A 17,480-nucleotide genomic window follows, 5' to 3' on the forward strand; every position below is an offset into this window, starting at 1 on the left:
GAAGGTATCCTCTAGCGTACGTTGGCTCAATTTTTCACTATCCACGATGCCGAACAATAAAAGATAAAACATTTTTTTACCATGAAGGACCTTTGAATAATGATCCACTTTCCTCTGGGTAGGTAGTTGCGATAACAGGGGTTCAGCTATAACTTGAAGTAACTGATTTACGGTTACCTTATGATCTTTAAAAACTGAGATATAAGACTGATTATCAATATTAAAAATACAAAAAACAAAGAATAAAAGCAACTTATGTATCTGATAACCAGCAGGTTATTCATATATTTCCTTCGGTATTATAATTAAGAAAAAAGTCTTTATAACAAAAAAGTCGGAAGAATAATCTTCCGACCATGACTGGCTGATTTGGGGCTTTTCTTATATCTGTTTTTCTAAGGGGTTCTTTTCGGCTAAAGCTTTATAAAAGTTTTTAAGCATAAAGCCCCTCTCGAGGTTGTTGTATGCGTAATATTCGCTTTTGGGATTTATATTCCATTTCGTACTCATAACGTCTGGGAACTTATCGGAATCCTTTAAACCAAAGTATATACCTAATCGCCTATTGACGATTATTTTTAAAAGGTTGGGAAAGTTTGCTAATTCGCTATTTATACTTATAACTCCGTTAGATTCTCCGGCTAAAAAGTTCCGGTCAGAAGTAACGAGGCGAATAGCTTTAAGGTTTCTAACTTTCTCTTGATAATCGACACCGTAATATCTACACGCATCTATAAAATTATTGACAATCTTCGGGATTTCCTTGTGATTGGTTATTACTGCTTTTTCATCGATTTGTTTTACTTCGGAATAGTCTTGACCGAAAGAAATTGCTGTGCTGAATGTCAGCATTAAAATAGTTACTAGTTTTTTCATTTTATTTGATTTATGGTGTTTGTATATTTATCTCAAAACCTCTAAAAAGTCCCTTAGGCTGATCCACATTTCCCTGTAGGTTTTTAAATTCAGCAGCAGAAAACATTACAATTATTTGACTGCCGGAGTCTACAGTAATAACAGGATTTGTATTATAGGTTAAATCAACCGTAACCGTATCATTAACAGTCAAAACACCAAAAAAAAAGCGATTATTTTGATGTGTAAGATTACTCATTTGATCACCTGAATAAATTATTGGTTTTGAATAAATATTATATTCTGGGTGTTGCTCCTTTAGAGCAGTTTCAACATGCTCTAAACTATCCATTGTGTACCTCATAGGATTATATTTTTAAACGTAAGTAACATTTGCATTTCTGGTGTTTATTGCCACCTGTATTTCAGGATGAACTCCAGACCCCTCAAAGTTTTGAAGGTCTTTATTAATAATAAGGTTAAAACCTTGTGGGAATCTCTCCCAACGAAAACCTTCAGGAATATTTAAAAGACTAGGCAATTCCAAAACTCTAAATTTAGGTTTAGAACCGTAAAAAGGATCAGTAGTCATAGTAAGACAACCTTTTAAACTTACAACCTCTAAATTATCATTACTATGAAAAGCATAGTAATCTAAAACCTTAATAGAACCGTCCAAACAATAAAATTCAATAACATCTAATCGCCTGAATTGAGAATTTGTAAGTCTTGAAAAATTATGAGTTGAAAGTAAATCATAATTATCACCCTTAACAAGAGAATTACATATAACATTATCATTTGTTGGAGATTCAGCAAAAACAGGATTATCCCTAAAATAAGATTGATATTCCTGATAAGTGTTCAAGTTTAAACCCTTAATAACCTTATTGTAATTAATCGGAAGCTCTGCATTTTGCGTCAAAGGCTTGAAATTAACGTCTTTGAATTCTACAGCACTTAGAGGGACTTCAAAATTAATACCATCTTTAAGCTGAATCTTTACATTAGCATTGACTTTTGAACGTTTATTATAACCTAAATAACTCATTTTCTAATCTTCTTTAGAATTTTTCCAAACTTGGTAAATCGTCCATACTGCGACGATTAAACTTAATATTGCACCGCCCAAATCGATGTATTGTATTTCTTTGGGCTTTTGTAAATCGCTCTTAAGCATTCTTTCTATTATTTACTTTTGTTCCATAAAAAAAGCTGATTATACCCCCGGCAACAACGTAGTTAAAAAAGTCCATAGACTTATTTACTATTACCTGGCTTTCTTCGGGGATAACAACAAATAAGGGGGCTAAATTGGCAATTAAAGCACCTAGCATTATTCCGGCACTTAGGTAATACAAAAACCTTTTTGAAAACAAATCACTTTGCCGTAGAGCTTCGCTTTGCATTTCTCTAGCACTTTGCCTGTCCTCTATTTCTTTATCTAGTCTTTTTTGAAATTCTTTTTCTAAGGCTAATTCAAATTCACGTTGTTTTTGCTTTTGCCCTTTTAAAAGCTCGGTTAAACTATTTAATATCTGGCTTTCTCCCTGCGGAGTTTTTCCGCCAAAGACCGAACCTAAAGCCGTTTTTATTATCTCGAACATTTGCTGTTATTTTTAAGATCAATAGCACTATCGTAAGTAGTGAAATGATAACATTTAATAAGGGCTTAGTGCCTATAATTTGTTCTTGCCATAGTGTAAAAGCACTAAGGGCGTAATATTTTAAGTCCGCCATTTTCTTTTTAATAATGGGATTAGGGCTAAAAGCAAAAAGGGCAAAACGTAAGTTAAACCTCTAATTCCTTTTTTTTTAAATCTTCGGTTGGGTCTATTGGATTCTTTCTATACGTGTCTGAAACCTTATATTTTTCAACGTGTACGTGTGGTGTTATGCCCGGGTAACGGGCTGCAATATCCTGAGCAATACCAACAAATTGCCCTTGCGGGATTTTGTCGCCAATGTCAAAAGCGTCATCCAATTCAGCATAAAGAATACGTACAATTTCCTTTGAACCCGTAATTTCTATATACCTATATTTTGTAGTATCCCCGTAGCAATAACCGTGTTCTGTTATCGTACCGGAGAAAGGGCTGTAAACATAATCACCCGGATTGGCAACTAAATCAACGCCTTCGTGTTTATGATTGCCACGGGGCGCACCGAAGTAACCGCACCCGTGACGGTCACACTCTCTAAATTCATGTATATCAAGTATTCTCATTTCTTAAGTGGTCGAAAATTGATGTTCGTTTTAATGCTTTTTTTTCATTTAATTTTGAATTGCAACTTTTTCGATAAATCAAATATTCTTTGATTTGATAGGCTACAAAACAAATAGTTATTGCCGGGCTGAGTGCGACTATAAAAGCCAATAGCAACACAATTACACCCAATGCAATAGGCAATAGAAGGATTATACCAATTAGTTTAAATGCTCCTTTCATTTTACTTTTTCCAGATGGTTACATTAGGGTTAGCAGATGTTAGTTTAACCCTTGTCTCTTCGCTTGTTTCATAATTTAACCAACTGGTTAAATCATATTTATCAGACGTCAAAGGGTCACCCCCGTTTTTCCATGTTACCGAGTATTGGCGCTTTTTGAAAGCGTTATAGACTTTATTATAATCAGCATCATTTTTAATTCGCTTCCATATTGGTAATAAGTCGTCATAATCTGATCTAAACCAAGAAACCATTATATTAAATAATTGCTCGGCTATGGCTTCGGCTTGTAGGTCTGAAATGGTTGCACCGTAGTCAGATTTTTCTTTGTCCAAATCTCCACGGCTTCCAAAATCTTTAGTTCCGAAAAGAGTATCCCTAAATAGGATCACAACGACCACGAGAACAACGCCAATATTTTTAACTAGAAATTGCATTTTGACTAAATTTTATAAAACCACCGTCAAGAATTTGACGTTTAATTATTGAATCTGGAACGCTCAAAACGTCCGTATCGTTAGCCCGTTCGTATAACTCCCGGTTTACCGTTACTTCCTTGTTTTCCGCTTTAAAGTCCGGCTTATTGGGAATTATAATAGTATTATCGTTTTCATTATCACAAGAACAATCTTTTTCAAAATAAGCTTTAATTTCCTGCGGTAATTTATCCCTGAAAAGCAAGACCAAAAGCAATAAAATCAAGGCGATTAAACCGCCTTGATTACTATTGTTTCGATATCTCATAAGCTTTTAGCGTTTCATTCGTGAAGCGTAAGCAGCTTTTCTTTTGGCAATGTTCCCAAGAGAAACCGCTAAACCAATATTGCCGGCTCTAGCTGCATTTCTTGATTGTCGCCAAACTCTTGTAACTGAACCTTTACCCTTTGCTCTTAAAGCGGAATTAACCATTCTTTTTGCATTGCTGCTTTGAATGCCTGTAGAAGTTCGACGACTTCTTTGGCTTCTTCTTCGTCTAGCCATGATTATAATTTTAAATTGCTAAGTTTTATTTCTTTAACATTTGGTCTTATTTCAAATATTTAAAAGCCCCAAAAGCTATTGCAGCAAGACCAAGTAAACCGCCTGCATTCGCTTGTTTTACTTCCAACTCTCCCGTTTCCGGGTTACGTTCGATTTTTGAAGCTTCGGGATATTTTATTGAATATTCGTAGTATGTTTTATTCATATACGTTTCATAATCCCGAGGAGTGTTAAACGTTTCTCCCGTGTATATTTGCCTTGCCCTTTGGTGAATAATCTGCGGAGCATAACGCACCGATTTACGGCTTAGGGTTGCCCCTGATGCCTTTAATTGCGCCCGGCTTTCCGTCCAGATTTTCATTAAAAGGTTGTTTAGTTCCTTTTGCGTCCAATCATTCGCCAAACGTGTACTTTTGGCTTTACTATGCTTATCCCTTAAAGCGATAAACATGTAATGATTTGACCGCAAATGAAAATCTAATTCGTTAAGAACGTCCGTAATATTTTGCGCATTAATAGAGCTTAATTTTTGCTCCACAAAAGGCAATACTTTTTGCGCAAAATCGGCTTGATGTTGTTCGGGGTTTGTACTCGCCCCCCAAGATGATAAACCGTATTTAAAAACATTGCTTAAATTATCGGCTAATCCTATCTTATCTAAAACGCCTTTAACAATAGAGCCAAAAGGAATAGCACTAGCAGCCACATCCAATGCGGCATTTGCGGCATCCCCGGCATCAATACCGTCTTTTTGTGAATCAGCAACATTGTTAAAGAGATTACCAAAAGCCGAAGTGCTTGTAGGAGCGTAAGAAGTTGAACCCCCGGAGCTACCTAAGCTTAAATTTGATAGAAAACTCATTGTCTATGGTATTAATATAAGCCCCTTTCGCCCTGCTCCTGTGGTTCAGGGTTCATAATTGATGTAACTTGACGTAACATGAAAAAGTAAAAAATAGGCATTAACAGACGGGTAAAAACGCCCTTGTGCATTTTTCCGTAGAAATGTTTAACCTTATCTTCACTTCCTTCCCTTGCATCTTCTTCCCATGATTTAACATCAAGTTTTAGCTGTGCGAATTCTTCCGAATCAACTAAATGAAAGGCTTTGATTATTTTTAAAAAAACGTCGAATAAACGCATAATTTAGAGAGATTTTAAAACAAAGCCCCAAGTATTTTTGGGGCTTTGAAATGGAGATTTAACTAACTAACAGTAAATGGCAGCTACTGTATATTTTCTAAAGCCACAACCACGATTTTTGCCTTTTCTTCGGCTGCCTTATCGAGGTTTGCTCTTAATTTTACATCGTCTAACGGTTCGCCTTGATAAATTACCAAATCTTCAACATCTGAATCCGGGTTATTGTCAAACATATGCATGTTTTCACACAATAACTGTGTATCGTTAAAGGCTTTTTCAAAGCCCTGTGAAGCTTTTAAAGCACCGTCACGGATTTTCGCCTTTTCTGAGCTTAAATAATCAGCCGTGAAGTCTGTAATACATACAATCTTTACAACTCTATTACCTAAGTCCATATCGATGTTTTCTTTACCGTAACCGATAGGGAACGACCTAATTACCGGAATCCAAGAAGTACCTTGTTTTTTGGTCATGGTCTGGAACTCGATAATACTTTCGTCTTCACTCGTTCTTATGTCCGTCCATGCATCACGAGGGGCATTGAATTTGATTTGCAGCTTATCTTCGCCATTTAAAGCAATTGCAGCCGGGTCAAAATCAATATAGACTAAAATTCCCTGTGTCGTCTGTTTTGTAACAAGTTCGAATTTCACGGTTTGGGCGTAGAAGCCTAAAATGTTATCCATTAGATAACCACGCATAATAACGAGTTCGTTACGGTTTGCCTTTCTTAGGGTTACTTCAATTGAAATTTTATTCAAATCGGCAACCGTTGCAGCTTTTAAACCGCCTTCGCCGTCTGATGCTTTACCATCTAAGCGGAACAATAAACCGCCTACCGTTTCTTTTGTAACTTCAAAATCGTAAGCCGTGTTAAAATTTAAAATTTTACGCATTCTTTAGATTTTAAAGCCAGTCTTTCAATACCGGAACGTTAGACAATTGGGTTTTGATTTCGTCGTGGAATTTAACCCCGATAAATGCAGCCGCACCAACTACAGCAGCAGTAAATAGGTTTGCTCCAAAAACTTTTTTTCTTTTATAAGCCATCACTTAAACTTTTACTTATTCGTATTTGTGCAAACAAAAATAGGGGCAGATTTGCCCCTAAGTGATTTTGTATACAAATTAGATGTTTTTGTATATTATTTAAGAATATTAACCATACCAGTATTCTGTATAATATTTTTCAGGGATATCTAAATCTTTAGGTTCATGACCCCATTTCATACTTTGCATATACACACAAAAAACTGATATAATCAAAAATTCTTTTTGATTTTCAAGGGGTTCGGATTTTAAAAAATTTAAAAAACCATTAGTATATAAAACATCTCCAGTAAATAATGGTTTTCCAAAATCTTCATGATTTGGTTGTGCACATATTAAACTCATAATTCTAAGGCGTTATTAGTGTTATTAGCTTTATTCAATTCATTCGTCCAGTACAAAGCTTTATATTTTATTTTCATGTCTTTAAATTCGCTTAAAATACGTTCTATTGTAATTGTCTGCTTAGATTCTCCCAATTCTTCTTTAAGCTCATGCAATAGCGAAGTCGCTTTGGGCGTCAAACGGATTAATCCCATAATCTTCAGATTTTAGTTTAATGTTTCTATAAAAGTTTTTGGCGTATTGTAAGCCTGATGTATTCCAATAGTATTTTTCAAAAGTCATTTTCATGTTTACAGGTTCAGCAACACTTAAGGAGTTGTCGAAGACTTCAAAAAATTTCAAGTCTGCCTTAATTCGGCTTTTGGTACTTTTATTTGTTCCCAAATCTTCAAAGACCTGTGTTAAACTCTTTTTATGGTGGTACATCTGTGTAAGTACAGAGCCTAATATGGTTGCATTCACGGTTTTTAAACCTTGTTGCATCAATTCTTTTCTAGTGAGCAATTGTGTTGCTTTAGTCATTTTTTGCCCGTTTCTTTTACGAATAAATTCGCCAGTACCGGGATTTACAACCTTAAAGCGATTGCGTTCGTTATATGCATCGACATTGGATTGAACATTATTATTATATTCTTTAATCCTATCCATGATAGCTTCAAAAGGTTCAATTTCATGTATCGTATAATGTTTAACAAAGGCTTTAAATCGCTTTATACATTGCATCAAAAAATATTCTGAAAAATGTACGGTATCGTGTTTTCCTAATACCGTGTAACGATATTCAAAACGGCTTATATTATATTCTCCGCTCACATGGTTATAATCGCTTCCGGCTTTAGTGCAATAGCGTTTTAAACTTTGGTTATCGCCTAAAATCAAAGCTATTCCCCTATTTAAAAAACCGTGCATCATTTTATAGTTTTTACGGTCTTTTCGGGTTACGTCCGAAAATTGCTTATTAGAGTTTGCATAAATACTTGCAGCTTGTTTGTATCGTTTTACGGATTCCTGATGTATTTTGTCATTTCTTCTAAAGCAATGACGTTTGTACAAGTACATGAAATAACGATTGGACATCGATATTTCAAACCTTAAAACCTTATCCATTTCCTTTTTAAGAAAAGGTATTTTATAGGGAGTCTTTTCGTCTATATCGGCGATAACAGCCCTTAGACGTTTTTCGTCTTTCGGGGTTAATGCAAAATGATTGTCCTTGCCCTTAGCTAGAAAATAGTTCCAGATTTCCGACTGGTTTTCTCGGTAAAACTTCTTAGTATCAGGGGAGCAATTCTTATTGATATAATGCTCTATAAATTCTTTATTTATATTTAAGTGTTTTCTTAAATCTCCAAATTTGGAGCTTGAATATTCCGAACCTTTATGATAAATTTTATATGCCGTTCCGTGTTCGTTTTTATACCAAATTGAAGTATCGAAAGATTTTTCAATTGCCATTGATGAGCGTTTTAACTTCATTTGGATTTTTCGTTGCTCTTGGAGTACTCGCAAAGATTCTTCTTTAGATTTGAAGTACATATTATAGCAAAAATCCAAACGGCATATTTCTATATAATTATAGTCGGGAAAAACTTCAACACCAAAAAAACTACACAAGTCTGTAAAAAATTTGTCGATGAATTTAAACAGACGTTCATAAACAAATTTTGATTGAAAATCATAGCTATTCAAATTTATACCATGTTCAAATTTTAAATCACTTTCAACCTGAGGAATAAATTCCGCTAGAGAATGACCGTATAAATATTTAGGAATAGAAACCTGAAAGTCTATAAAGCCACCTTTTTCGTTAATTCTATAAGTTACTTCACTATAAGAAGAAGGAACGGTATAAGAGCCGTTAATGGCTTTATTAACGTCCTTAACCTTACCTTCCTCCATAAAAGTAATTCTATCTCTAGTCTGGTAATGTTTTGCGACTTTTTTATCTGAATTATTACTTATAAATTCTTCTTCGGAAATAGGCTCATAGTCTTCAATTTCACGATTGTATGTTAAATACATCGTGAAATTTTTACCTTTTTTATTAAGGATTTTCACATATAGCTCATGATGCTCAGGAAGCGCTAATTTAGTAATACCATTTTGGTTTTGTAATTCCGCTAAAGTACCTGACTTAAGATCATTCACACCATACAAGCGTAACCTTATTGTGTCAAGCATAGTAATTCCCTGTTTTTGATGTAGAATTTAAAAGCTTGGAAAACGCGGGGGTTAAACCTAGATGGTTCTAGACTATTGTTTTTATAGTCACAGTACATGTTTTCGAAAGCTTCCTTTGCTCTTTGTTCCGGTTCTAAATCCTTATCGGTTTTTATATTAACATCCGGTAAATCGAGCAATAAGGCTACATTAAAAAAGAAAGTATCTATTATAAAATTGTGAATTAGCATGACATAGATTTAACGTTAAACAATTGGGTGAAAGTGCAAAGCATAAGGCGGTCAAATTGGTTAAAATGCCTTATTTCTTGCATGATTTGTTTGTAGGTTGCCAAATCGCAATTTTTATCCAAATAAGCGATTTCGTCCGTTAAATCTTCTAAGTATAAATAGCGAACAGAAACACAAAACCATGTGCCAAAATGGTTTTTATTGCTCCATTCTATAAATGAATAGGCTTGACCCGGCACGACTTGTTTTTCGTACCGGAGAACCTCTATAAATGTTTGTTGATCGTGTTTATCTGTCTGGTTGGAAGTTATTAGCCTTAGAGGGGCTTTAGTTCCCAACAGATTGTTTTGTAGTTGTCGATTCATTACGATAATTTTTGAGTTCAATGACATTCTTATCGTTCATGAATAAATTGCGTTTGTCGTTTGACAAGGTATCGTTAAGCGCTTCTAAATGTTTTAAAAGCGGTCTTGTATTGGTCGTTAAATTATAGTTCTTACTTTTTTGACCAAAAACATGTAAGCTTTCAACAATTTCAATGAGAATATTAAAACAAGTTTGAATATTCCGGAACACAAAAGCGTTACGATTACCAGAAGAAAATTTTTTAAAGATAAATGTAAATCTATCGTCAAAGCCGTGAAATAATCGTTTATAATGATTTATATCTCGTTCCGATAATTGAAAGTAAGTCTGTCTATAAAGTTGATTTACATTAGGTTGTAATAGATTCAACATGTTAACGTTATCCCTAATGATTCGCTTATACTTTCGTAGGAATTTAGCGGCTTGTGTTTTGTTTTCGAATGTTAGCCAACTGCCATTGCCTAAATGAATCCTGTATTTATTCCTGTACTCTGTGAGTTCTAAATAAAGTTGTTTCATAGGCGGCAAACTATCCAAAATTAGTGCCGATTAAAAAGTATTAGGACAAATTATAAAATTAAGTTAAATTCGTTTGAAAACGAGTAAATTAAAAATTTCCATACTATAAATTATAGGTCAAAAATATGTTATAGTAAATTAGTGAATACGTAGTATTTTATATAATACATCAGAAAGCGAACCTCTATCTTATTAGCTATAGTAAAATTTATATTATGTCTAATTATTTAGCAAAGAGATGTCTTTCTCATATTAGAGGTTTATTCTTCTAAAACGAGTATGCTTCGTTAGCCTGCGTAGTAAAACGGAATCGACAAAAATCTTATCTTAAATCAATTCTTTACCCCCCTTCCAGAGCGCTTTCACATCCAAATTTATCAGCTTTACCTTTAAAGATTGTTTCCATAAAGCAGAAATATGTATTTTGTATATCGCTTAAGCGCTCACTAATAAAATTAAGGTACAGATGCGTTTGACTTCATTTGAAAAGTTTTTTCTGTTCTACGGGTGCTTGTTTATCGCCATCGCCTTAAACATGCACCGGCTGTTAAACTTGTTGGTTCCGGGTGTACAAGCTTTAGGCATCCCCTGGGCGTTCAATCTTCCTGAACTGCTCTACCAAACTTGTTTACACTTTGCTTTTTGTTACGTCCTGGCCCGCTTTAACCTGTTGCGACTTACCCGTTACAGTGACTGGTCTCTCCGTAAACGCTTAAGCCTTATACTTATTAACCTGTTTCTTTTCTTGGTATGTATATATTTTGCGGAGCTTAGTCAGCAGCTGCTGTTCCATAATACGGGTGATTTATTTTTATACCGGGCAGGCTATTGGTTCCGGTATATTGTTGGTACAGGATTGGTAACCATTTTAGTAAGTATGCTTGTACTCTATCGCCAGCAGCGTCTCAAAGAAGAAGAACATGAGCGGTTAGAACGGGCTTACGCTACGGCACAATTGGAAAATTTAAAAGCCCAGATGAATCCGCATTTTTTGTTCAATGCCCTGAGTAACCTCTCGGCATTAATGACGGAGTCTAGCTCAAAAGCACAACAGTATTTGGCTAATCTGTCTCAGATTTTACGCTATGGAATTTCAGGAGGGCAAGGGCAAGTTGTACCGGTAGAGCAGGAATTACAATTGTTAAAGGCGCATTTGGCGTTGCTGAAGATCAAATATGCAGCGAATTTACAGGCAAAAGTATGTCTGGATTTAGCCTTAGGAAAACATTTACCTTTTATGGCCCTACTACCACTGTTAGAAAATGTATTGAAACATAACCGGGTTTCAGAACAGCACCAGATGAAGATTAAAATTACCAGTGACGGGGAAAATATTTATTTTGAAAACAACCTTACCCTTCCGCCTACCAAGATCACATCAACCGGGATAGGACTTGCTAATTTGCAGGAACGCTATCAACTTTTAACCAATAAATCGCTGGATATCCAGAAATCATTAACTTATTTTAGGGTGGTCTTACCTTTAATTTAATCTTATGTCTTTAAAAGTTGCCATTATAGAGGATGAACCGGCTATTGCCCAGAACCTGGAACAATTGTTATGCGAACTGGATCCTTCCCTAAAAGTACTCACCATTTTGAAGGGGGTACAGGAAAGTGTGACCTGGCTAAAAGTACATATCACCGATTGCGATTTACTATTTATGGATATTCAGCTTAACGACGGTTTATCGTTGGATATTTTTAAAGAAATAGCTCCAGGGCCGCCAGTAATATTTGTTACAGCCTATGATACGTTTGCCCTGGATGCTTTTCGTGTAAACGGTATAGATTATATATTAAAGCCCTTTCAGGATCAACAATTGGCAAATACACTTCAAAAATACAAAAACTTATCCCGAAACACAGGTATAGACATGGGCGCGATATCTAAATTTCTATCTGTCTTAACATCTGCCAATACTTACAAGAAATCTTATCTTGTACAGTATCAGGAAAAATTAATTCCCGTTAAAGTAAGTGCCATCAATTGGTTTTATACCGAAAGGGAAGTGGTTTATGCTTTTACTCAGGAGGGGCGGCGTTATATTGTGGAGGCTACTCTGGAAAAAATTCAGGAAGAGGTAGATCCCAATCTCTTTTATAGAGCCAATCGCCAGTTTATCGTGCAGCGGGGTGCCATACAGAACATCGATTTTTACTTTAACGGCAGGCTTATCGTTCACGTACTTCCAAAAAGCCATGAAAAGATAATCGTAAGCAAAGCAAAATCTCCTATGTTTAAAAAATGGCTTGATTATTAAACAAGCTTTACAAGCTATTTCAGGTCATTTACCCCTTGATTTTTCAGCTTAAAGAATTTAAAAATAAAATCAAATAGCAGACTTCGGAAATTTGATCAAAACAAAATGGTTATGATCGATTTCCTAAACTATTCCAATCAACCCAAATACGTATTGATCGCCTTACTGTTTTTGCTTATTGTAGGCGAAATGATCTGGAGCTATCGTAATAATAAGCATGTGTATGAATTACGCGATACCCTGACCAATTTGGTTATTTTTGCCGGATTTCAGTTCAGCAAACTTGCTTTTTTTGGAATAGAACTAAGAATTGGTGCTTTTTTTTCCCGGCATAAACTTTTTCATTTGGAACAAAATACCTGGGTTTTTGTTGCCTGCTTTATCTTGGTGGATTTTGTGTATTACTGGTATCATCGACTGTCGCACAAAATTAAATTTTTATGGGCTCTTCATCTTATTCACCATTCCAGTTTATATATGAACCTTACCGTGTCCTACCGGCTAAACTGGTTAAGTACCGTGCTTACACCGTTTATTTATGCGCCCCTACTAATACTGGGATTTCCTATAGAATTTGTACTGCTCTCACTAGCTTTAAATCTTGTTTATCAGTTCTTTTTGCATACTGAAGTTGTAGGAAAACTGGGGTTTATAGAGTACATATTCAACACTCCCTCTGCCCATCGGGTGCATCATGGCTCTAATGACCGCTATATAGATAAAAACTTTGGAGGTTTTTTAATCATTTGGGATCTTTTGTTTAAAAGCTATGAACGAGAAACCATTAAAGCCACCTATGGCACTACCGCCGGTTTTATAGGATACAATCCACTGAAAATGAATTTTAAAGGATTTATTGACCTGTTTAAAAGTAAAATGAATTATAAAGGGTAAAACTTCACCCTTTTATTTTTCAGTTTCACCCAGAAAACATAGCAAAAGCCAAATATTCCAATTTAATTTTAGACTTAACTTTTAAAATAAGATGGTATGAAACATAATCAAGCAAAAACAATGTTACTGTTGTTAAGCCTTTTAGGATTAACTTTTAGTTTTATCTCCTGTTCAGCATCTGATGATGAACAAAACGCAGAAGAAACTCAGATAAGTGAAGAAGAGGCAACTGAATCTTTAGCCCTAGCTATTTCGCCCAAAAGCAACGGGGTTGTACAGTTAAGCATACAGGCAAGTCTTAATATTGAAGCTTCCCTTACCGTAACTTATGAGTGCAATCAGGAATATACCAACAGCTACCAACTGGATTACAATGGTGCTGCACTCTCCTGTAATGCTGCCTACAATTGGGCCTGGCAGCTCAATTGCTCTGATAATATCCTTTCGGACTGTGCTCTAGCCCTTAAAGGGACTACCGAATACGAATCGCAACGTATGAATTCTGACGGGGACATGACCGCTACTGTAAGGATCTCTAATCTTGAACAATCTGAACCTAACTACAGCTTAACTATGGATTATACCCTGATTTCTGAACAGGTTTCCAAGGTGCGTATGCAAAAATCTTTTAACACTACGATCAAAGTTAATGGTGATGTAAGCCTGAAGAAAGAAAATCAAAAACTTACCGGAGGCCAGGTGGAAGCTAGTTTCACCGGGCTAAGTTCTACCGGTAATACCTATGAATATTCTGGTGTGGTGGTATTTAATGGTGATAACACGGCTACACTCACCATGCAAAGTGGAAACACCTATACCATTAGTTGGTAATCTAGCCTAATATCTGATGAAATGTCCTTTTCGTGTTCTTACGGGAAGGGCGTTTTATTTTTACAAACACCCGGTTTTTTAGGAAGTTTACTTTTTATTGTCCTCCCGGTTAAATAGTGTCAGCTAACAATGACAAATACTATTGGGAACAACTAAAAAATTACGATATAAGTAACATCTAACCAATCGCCAAACCTTACTCCTCCACCATCCATAACGGGTTCTCGTTAAATTTGCTCCAAAGTTCCCGCAGCTGTTGTTCTAGCGGGATCAGTTCTGGAAACGGGAGTTCTTCCAGGCTTTCACTGGCCATTTTCCCGAACATTTCATCAATTTCGCTACGATCTTCTGTGCGGTCTTGCAATTCGATGATGTATTTTAAAAGCTTATAACAAACGGTAAATTGACCACAGGCAATTAATTTGTTCATACGGTTAAGCTTAATATCTTCTTCACTCCACCACAAGGTTGTAGGCATTTGTGTGGCCGTTAGTGCTACATCTTGCAATAATTTAGACGGTGGGTCTATCGCTACTTTATCCTCATCGTTACGCGTGTACGAATTGCGCTGCCCGTCCAATTCATAAATCATCGCCGTTGCTCTACGATTTTTGAGCTTACTTGAAGAGTACAGCAGGTCATAGTTCAGACGGCGTATCTGGTTCATGAATACGTAATTAATCATCGTGAAAGCACTGGACATGCGCTCGGCTAACATACGTTTGATCAGGGAAACCTTAAGGTTTTTAAGTCTTAGTATATCATCTTCAATAGGTTTGGGCACATTCTTTTCAAAGAGCTCGGCAATTTTTTTTAGATAAGTGTTTTTAACTACTGAGGCGATCAAGCCTATAGTCATCGCCAATATGCTTGCTCCCAATAGCACCCCAAAAACGATATAATTGGAAGCATAGGATCGGTCTCCAAACACTTGCATATCATTTAGTATGAGCATCAATACGGCGATTACCCCCGGAATCCAATAGAGGGTACGGACTTTTAAATAATCCAAAACTTTTGAAACAGCATCGGTCAGGCTGATACCGGCTACTGACTCAGATTCATGGGAGGGCTCCCAGGCCGGCATCTGGTTCCCTCCTACATCATTGATCAAAATAAGATCTAACCTGCCGTTTTTTCTCTTATCCGCAAGGACCATACTCCCTATTCCCTGATTGTCTGCGATGCCTCCATCCATCAAACCGACTCCATCTTTAAAAACTTCATAGCTTTTGAGTTGTTGATAACTGGAGTTGTTATGATCCTTGATATAATCGTCAGGAAAAACGAGGGGCGCAAAGCCTATGGGAAAACAAGACGAACTGGCAACGATATCCCCTATTTCAATCTGATCTTTCAATGCGTTGATTTGACTCCTGTAACTTTTGTATAAGGGACCATTTCCAAAATCCCCTCTGTTTTGGAACCTATAGGTTAACCCGTAGGTAAAATCAGTAGCGTTAAAGCAAACGGTATCAAATTGCTTGATATGATTTTTGTGAAACATCTCAAAGGTTCCTTCAAAGACTTCCATCTCTTGGTAACACAAGGCAAAGGCGTTGATCATCGAGCGCCTTTTATAGGCATTTTTTTTCCAAACCTGATCGTCCTTGAGTTTCCTGGTAGCATTTTCAAGAAGCTGATCATTGCCTGGTTCAAAGGTGGCATACATCATTTGGTAAAAATCGTTGAAATGCTGATTCTTTTGAACAGATCTGGTGTATGCCGCTGCAAGTAGCGTTCCTCCACTCACAGAACTTATGGATTTAACAGCCTCCAGTAAGCTTTTTTCCTGGAATTGTATTTTATGAAGCACAGAAAGTACCCCCAAGCCATAAAAAGTTGCTCTGTAGCCTCCTCCACTAAAGCAAAGTCCGATTTTATCGAAAGGTTTAAATTTTACAGGCATAGTTGATTTATTATTCAGTTGAAATCAAATAGTATAAAATTCAATAGAAACAATGAATAATAAAATACCTGATACTGGGTATTTTCGAAGTGTTTACTGGGAAACTATACTACCTTGGGGCAAGCCCATGAAGCATTCTTCATTTTTTTAGGCATCGCGATTCGGATAGCTATCGAGATCAGGATCGGAGTATTTCATCTCTATTATCAAGTAACATTATATAAGCCTAATGATACTAATGTTAAGGTAAATTTAGATCGAAAATTGCGAAGATCATCTGGGATATACCATCTCGAAAGCCTAATAGAAGAAAAATTTAAAGCAGTGTTTTACCGGCAAATAACAATACCGGTTTAATGAAAGATAATAACTGAAAACCTCACTATTAAAGCACCTTATTTTTTATCCAACAACCGCTCTAAATAAGCCACTTTTTCTTTCTCAGCTTCTAAAAGCTTTTTATAAAGCTCCTCAATTTTATCAGATTGTTCGATTATTTTATCGATTGGGTTAAATGTACAACCATAATTTACGGCAGATGAATTATCTACGTGATATGTATTCCCTATAATATTTAAAATAGCCTCTTCACTAAAATTCTTAATTGCTTCCTTACTCACCCCTAAGGCTTTGGCTACTTTGTCCAGTTTTTCATCTTCAAGGTTTTCGCTTTGTTCCATTTGAGAAACGCTTTGTTGGCTGATGCCCAACTCTTCGGCCAGGGTTTCCTGTTTCATGCCGCGAAGTTCCCGGATCCGACTTATTTTTCTCCCGATATGTGGTGTGGCTGTACTATTCATGCGATAAAGTCTTAGAAAAATTAAAGATACTAAATTTTAAAAAATGGGATAACAGCCTGATCATTTTTATTGACTTTAGATCTGCAAGTCTTCTAAACGATTCTGCCTCGTTAGCCGGCCTGGTAAAACGGAATCAGGAAAAATATTATTTGCAAGTCAGCTCTTTTATCCCTTTACAGAGTGCTTTCAGATAGGATGGTCAACTATCTAATATTATGCACTCTCCCTTTTAATTTCCGTTTATTAAAGCTGGATACCCTGGTTTGATCCTGCCGGTTAATAATGGCAAACACCACCACAGGAACAAGTACAAAACCGCCTACGATATAAATCACCTAATGATTGCGGCTTCATTTAAAAACGGGGTTTACGAGATAAAATGTTAATGGCGTACCGATAAGAAAAACAAGTCCGCTTATAATTTGTGCAATCTTAGACGGTTTTGCATATAGTTTATCTATATGAAAATCATTGTGCTGACCACAAGATTTACATTGTATGTTTATAGTTTCACCTTTATACATTGACCTTGCCTGAATAAGGTTGCCTTTTTTCAAGTTAATAATTTATTTTAAATACTGGTCTTTGTTCAGTAGCTAAGCGCTGAACAAAGTTTAAAAATTCTTGTGGTTTCCTATTTTTCAGTGAACCATGTGGCCGCTC

22 protein-coding genes are annotated in these 17,480 nt (G+C 36.0%); 4 read left to right on the forward strand and 18 right to left on the reverse strand.

The window, feature by feature from the left end; genetic code table 11:
* Positions 1-381 precede the first annotated feature (381 nt).
* The 16 genes from AC13DP_RS13075 to AC13DP_RS13150 all read right to left on the reverse strand — a co-directional run bounded on the left by AC13DP_RS13075 (position 382) and on the right by AC13DP_RS13150 (position 10,119).
* Positions 382-876 (reverse strand): hypothetical protein, encoded by a 495-nt coding sequence (locus AC13DP_RS13075; protein ID WP_483067925.1) that lies wholly within the window; start codon positions 874-876, stop codon positions 382-384.
* Positions 877-886: 10 nt separating this feature from the next.
* Positions 887-1,219, reverse strand: a complete 333-nt coding sequence (locus AC13DP_RS13080) for a hypothetical protein (RefSeq protein WP_483067926.1) — start codon at positions 1,217-1,219, stop codon at positions 887-889.
* 12 nt (positions 1,220-1,231) lie between these two features.
* The gene (locus tag AC13DP_RS13085; protein ID WP_483067927.1) at positions 1,232-1,906 is read right to left on the reverse strand and encodes a hypothetical protein; all 675 of its coding nucleotides are present in this window, start codon (positions 1,904-1,906) and stop codon (positions 1,232-1,234) included.
* 121 nt (positions 1,907-2,027) lie between these two features.
* Complete coding sequence (locus tag AC13DP_RS13090; protein WP_483067928.1) at positions 2,028-2,462, reverse strand: hypothetical protein; 435 nt, start codon at positions 2,460-2,462, stop codon at positions 2,028-2,030.
* Between the two features lie 185 nt (positions 2,463-2,647).
* Positions 2,648-3,082 (reverse strand): peptidoglycan DD-metalloendopeptidase family protein, encoded by a 435-nt coding sequence (locus AC13DP_RS13095; protein WP_483067929.1) that lies wholly within the window; start codon positions 3,080-3,082, stop codon positions 2,648-2,650.
* A 224-nt stretch (positions 3,083-3,306) separates the two neighbouring features.
* On the reverse strand, positions 3,307-3,741 hold the full coding sequence (locus AC13DP_RS13100; RefSeq protein ID WP_483067930.1) for a hypothetical protein: 435 nt from the start codon (positions 3,739-3,741) through the stop codon (positions 3,307-3,309).
* Positions 3,725-4,048, reverse strand: a complete 324-nt coding sequence (locus tag AC13DP_RS13105) for a hypothetical protein (protein ID WP_483067931.1) — start codon at positions 4,046-4,048, stop codon at positions 3,725-3,727. The genes AC13DP_RS13100 and AC13DP_RS13105 overlap by 17 nt, the downstream gene beginning before the upstream one ends.
* 6 nt (positions 4,049-4,054) lie before the next feature.
* Positions 4,055-4,285, reverse strand: coding sequence for a hypothetical protein (locus AC13DP_RS13110; protein WP_270061510.1), 231 nt, complete (start codon positions 4,283-4,285; stop codon positions 4,055-4,057).
* Between the two features lie 46 nt (positions 4,286-4,331).
* Positions 4,332-5,147 (reverse strand): hypothetical protein, encoded by an 816-nt coding sequence (locus AC13DP_RS13115; protein WP_483067932.1) that lies wholly within the window; start codon positions 5,145-5,147, stop codon positions 4,332-4,334.
* 11 nt (positions 5,148-5,158) lie between these two features.
* Positions 5,159-5,428, reverse strand: a complete 270-nt coding sequence (locus AC13DP_RS13120) for a hypothetical protein (protein ID WP_270061508.1) — start codon at positions 5,426-5,428, stop codon at positions 5,159-5,161.
* Between the two features lie 83 nt (positions 5,429-5,511).
* Positions 5,512-6,324: a hypothetical protein gene (locus AC13DP_RS13125; RefSeq protein ID WP_483067933.1), complete on the reverse strand. Its 813-nt coding sequence runs from the start codon at positions 6,322-6,324 to the stop codon at positions 5,512-5,514.
* A gap of 10 nt (positions 6,325-6,334) precedes the next feature.
* Positions 6,335-6,478 (reverse strand): hypothetical protein, encoded by a 144-nt coding sequence (locus tag AC13DP_RS13130; RefSeq protein ID WP_483067934.1) that lies wholly within the window; start codon positions 6,476-6,478, stop codon positions 6,335-6,337.
* Positions 6,479-6,586: 108 nt separating this feature from the next.
* Positions 6,587-6,823: a hypothetical protein gene (locus tag AC13DP_RS13135; protein WP_483067935.1), complete on the reverse strand. Its 237-nt coding sequence runs from the start codon at positions 6,821-6,823 to the stop codon at positions 6,587-6,589.
* Positions 6,820-7,017 carry a hypothetical protein gene (locus AC13DP_RS13140; RefSeq protein ID WP_483067936.1) on the reverse strand — a complete coding sequence of 66 codons (198 nt, stop codon included), beginning with the start codon at positions 7,015-7,017 and terminating at the stop codon, positions 6,820-6,822. Before AC13DP_RS13140 ends, AC13DP_RS13135 begins: the two co-directional genes overlap by 4 nt.
* Entirely contained in the window at positions 6,971-9,004 is a 2,034-nt protein-coding gene (locus AC13DP_RS13145) for a hypothetical protein (protein WP_483067937.1), read from the reverse strand. The genes AC13DP_RS13140 and AC13DP_RS13145 overlap by 47 nt, the downstream gene beginning before the upstream one ends.
* A gap of 557 nt (positions 9,005-9,561) precedes the next feature.
* Positions 9,562-10,119 (reverse strand): hypothetical protein, encoded by a 558-nt coding sequence (locus AC13DP_RS13150; RefSeq protein ID WP_483067938.1) that lies wholly within the window; start codon positions 10,117-10,119, stop codon positions 9,562-9,564.
* A 466-nt stretch (positions 10,120-10,585) separates the two neighbouring features.
* Between AC13DP_RS13150 and AC13DP_RS13155 the strand changes: the two genes are divergently transcribed.
* The 4 genes from AC13DP_RS13155 (at position 10,586) to AC13DP_RS13170 (ending at position 14,108) form a co-directional block, all read left to right on the forward strand.
* Positions 10,586-11,611, forward strand: coding sequence for a sensor histidine kinase (locus AC13DP_RS13155; protein WP_228252102.1), 1,026 nt, complete (start codon positions 10,586-10,588; stop codon positions 11,609-11,611).
* Positions 11,612-11,615: 4 nt separating this feature from the next.
* Positions 11,616-12,383, forward strand: coding sequence for a LytR/AlgR family response regulator transcription factor (locus tag AC13DP_RS13160; protein ID WP_347406759.1), 768 nt, complete (start codon positions 11,616-11,618; stop codon positions 12,381-12,383).
* Positions 12,384-12,494: 111 nt separating this feature from the next.
* On the forward strand, positions 12,495-13,277 hold the full coding sequence (locus AC13DP_RS13165) for a sterol desaturase family protein (protein ID WP_347406760.1): 783 nt from the start codon (positions 12,495-12,497) through the stop codon (positions 13,275-13,277).
* 96 nt (positions 13,278-13,373) lie between these two features.
* The gene (locus AC13DP_RS13170) at positions 13,374-14,108 is read left to right on the forward strand and encodes a hypothetical protein (RefSeq protein WP_228252105.1); all 735 of its coding nucleotides are present in this window, start codon (positions 13,374-13,376) and stop codon (positions 14,106-14,108) included.
* 196 nt (positions 14,109-14,304) lie between these two features.
* Here AC13DP_RS13170 and AC13DP_RS13175 read toward each other — a convergent pair whose 3' ends face one another.
* Positions 14,305-16,017 (reverse strand): patatin-like phospholipase family protein, encoded by a 1,713-nt coding sequence (locus AC13DP_RS13175; protein WP_483067939.1) that lies wholly within the window; start codon positions 16,015-16,017, stop codon positions 14,305-14,307.
* Positions 16,018-16,412: 395 nt separating this feature from the next.
* The gene (locus tag AC13DP_RS13180) at positions 16,413-16,817 is read right to left on the reverse strand and encodes a helix-turn-helix domain-containing protein (protein WP_347406762.1); all 405 of its coding nucleotides are present in this window, start codon (positions 16,815-16,817) and stop codon (positions 16,413-16,415) included.
* Positions 16,818-17,480: the final 663 nt, after the last annotated feature.

Source organism: Zunongwangia sp. L-65 (assembly GCF_056859415.1).